4 protein-coding genes are annotated in these 2303 nt (G+C 61.1%); 3 read left to right on the top strand and 1 reads right to left on the bottom strand.

Annotation, left to right across the window (positions count from 1 at the left end; translation table 11 throughout):
* Window positions 1-206: 206 nt before the first annotated feature.
* From MMF96_RS19270 to MMF96_RS19260, 3 genes are all read left to right on the top strand, one after another.
* Complete coding sequence (locus tag MMF96_RS19270; RefSeq protein WP_176615949.1) at window positions 207-707, top strand: hypothetical protein; 501 nt, start codon at window positions 207-209, stop codon at window positions 705-707.
* Between the two features lie 26 nt (window positions 708-733).
* Entirely contained in the window at window positions 734-1039 is a 306-nt protein-coding gene (locus MMF96_RS19265; RefSeq protein WP_176615948.1) for a transcriptional regulator, read from the top strand.
* A gap of 172 nt (window positions 1040-1211) precedes the next feature.
* The gene (locus MMF96_RS19260) at window positions 1212-1625 is read left to right on the top strand and encodes a DUF6924 domain-containing protein (RefSeq protein WP_176615947.1); all 414 of its coding nucleotides are present in this window, start codon (window positions 1212-1214) and stop codon (window positions 1623-1625) included.
* On the opposite strand, the gene MMF96_RS19255 is transcribed toward MMF96_RS19260, so the two are convergent.
* A complete protein-coding gene (locus tag MMF96_RS19255; RefSeq protein WP_256884459.1) occupies window positions 1609-1773 on the bottom strand; it encodes a hypothetical protein in 165 nt (54 codons plus the stop codon). The two genes, MMF96_RS19260 and MMF96_RS19255, sit on opposite strands and share 17 nt — an antisense overlap.
* Window positions 1774-2303: the final 530 nt, after the last annotated feature.

Below are 2303 nucleotides of genomic sequence, written 5' to 3'. Positions count from 1 at the left end.
AACGACACCCTGTAGCCCATCCCTCCAGCACACCAAAGCACCCGAACATGCACCAGAGATTTCGCGAGCACTTCCCAAATGAGGCACGCACCCCATTACGCGAGCACTTTTCATGAGTCTCGTCGAGTACTTGCCTGGATGGAAAGTTAATGTTATTTTCTTTCCAGGAAAGTAGCCTCCTTGGAGAGAAATGCAGGGGTTAAGCGATGAAGCATGAGACACCGTCGCCGGAGCAGGCGGCATCGGAGCTCGGCGGGATCCGCACTCGGCAGCAGCGGGCGGCGGCGAAGGCTGCGAGAAAGCCGGAGTGGCTCTGGTGGGCGATGGCCGCAGGAACGATCCTGGCCGGGCTGGCCGCTGATCTGTGGTCGCCGTTGGGGTCGTTGCCCGGACTGGCCATCGCCGGACTCGCCATGCTCCTGGTCCTGGGTAGCCGGTCCAAGCGGGTCGCCGCCGCAATGGGCTACAGGGCGGTGCCGGACCGGCAATCCGTGCCACGGAAAGCAGTCAGCGGGAAGTACCTGCTGGCCATCGCTTTCCTGGCGCTGTGCCTCCTCATTGCCGTGGGATCGAGCACCTGGCATGTGCCGCTCACGCACACGGTCTGGTCCGTGGCCATCGCCGCGGTGGTGGTGCTGGTGCTCCGACCGGTATCCCATTCGCTGCTGCACATGGCCCCGGACGAGAGGAAAAGACGGCACCCGTGACGCCGCGAGAAAGGTCCTTGGATCAGATGTTGTTGGACCCCACCCGGCTGCACATCGTGTCCCTGCTGGCGGGCACCCAATGGGCGGAGTTCGGTTTCGTCCGCACCGAGCTCGGGCTTTCGGACTCGGCGTTGTCCAAGCAGCTGACGAATCTCCAAAAACTGGGCTATGTCGAACTGGAGAAGGGATACGTCGGCAAACGGCCCCGTACCTGGGTCAACCTGTCCGGGGCCGGACGCGCCGCACTCGCCGCGCATGTGACGGCACTGCAAGACATCGTCGCCACCGCAGGCGCTGCCGGCGCCCAGCACGAACCCGGCAAGCTGCAGTAGGACGCTCCTCACCAACCATCCGGCACGTGCCCACATTCCGGGTGGTCCATCGGCCTTCAACTCGACCACGGCCGGTCATTGGTGGAAGGGGAGTGGGCACCCGTCCTGGCGAAAAAGATGCCGACTGGGCGCGTTCAAATGTGAAGGGCGGTAACCGTGGTTCGATAGCCTCATGTTGACGCTCCCAAAGACAAGTAAATCACTCCTGGTCTGCACGACATTGAGCGACGAAGAGCGTTGGGAAGATGCATTGTCCGTTGTTCTTGCGGAAAACGGGGACGGATTCCGCGCTTACGTGGATGTGGTCGATGACAGCGTTTGGGATGGCGTCAGTTGGGAGCAAGTCCGACAAGCTGCCATTAAGGCCAATGACCAGGTGTCGGTCCTGTTCATAGTGGATCGCGCTGCAATGGAACGTGGATATCCAATTCAGGTTATTGATCTGGACGATGATGCGCGCCAACCGTTTCGTTGCATCGCCAGCGAACTCTGGGGAGTCGAGAACAACCTGAACATCTCCAATATGGACTGGGAAGAGTTCGCGGGGCGCACCGATGACGACGGCGTGTTCAGGGGCTTTTCCTGACCGTTCCCGTCGCGGCGACATATTGGGCGTGGGCGACGGCCGAGTCCGTGGCGAGGCGGTCGATGGCGGCGGGGGAGCAGCCGAGAGTGCCGGCGGTGATGGCCACGGGTGCAAGGCTGGCGAGTTCGTGGGGTGCGCTCCATCGCACGGCCAGCGGATCCGGCCCGGCAATGCGATCCGGGCGGTCCCCATGGTGACCTGTTCCTTGGTGACCGCTACACGGTTCCAGGTTTCCCGTGCGATGTTTTCGGCCGGGTTCATCAGCATTCGAGGGACGAAACCAGGAACGGCACCACCCACGACGACCCTTCAACCCTGGAAACATGCACTGGAGGCAGGAAACCTACAGGCGCGACGGATCCGACGGTAAACCCTGATTCGTCCCACGGGCCCGTTCAATTACGGCGGACACTGGTTGACCTGCGAAACCCTCGAATTCTTCGGCGGACCGGGTGTTCTCGAAGCTACTTCCACTCCAGTGGGTTTAACGCCGATAATCTACATTATGTAAACTAAAGCGAAACGGCCCTCCCCACGACTGCGGCTGGCTCTGTCCTGTCTCAATTTAGTTGGCCATTTTCGCAACTTACCTGGCCACCTACGGCTTTCTGGGGTTTGTCTCAGTTAATATGGCCACCATGGATGTTGCTCGCGCGTTGAGGTCGCTGCCTTCGAACA

This window comes from Arthrobacter sp. STN4 (assembly GCF_024539665.1).
Taxonomy (GTDB): Bacteria; Actinomycetota; Actinomycetes; order Actinomycetales; family Micrococcaceae; genus Specibacter.
This window is presented reverse-complemented; position numbering and strand designations above follow the sequence as displayed.

What these genes read in the sequence shown, in the direction of transcription:
- MMF96_RS19270 (WP_176615949.1), top strand. Translation starts at nt 207, where the DNA reads ATGAAGCATGAGACACCGTCGCCGGAGCAGGCGGCATCGGAGCTCGGC.
- MMF96_RS19265 (WP_176615948.1), top strand. Translation starts at nt 734, where the DNA reads ATGTTGTTGGACCCCACCCGGCTGCACATCGTGTCCCTGCTGGCGGGC.
- MMF96_RS19260 (WP_176615947.1), top strand. Translation starts at nt 1,212, where the DNA reads ATGTTGACGCTCCCAAAGACAAGTAAATCACTCCTGGTCTGCACGACA.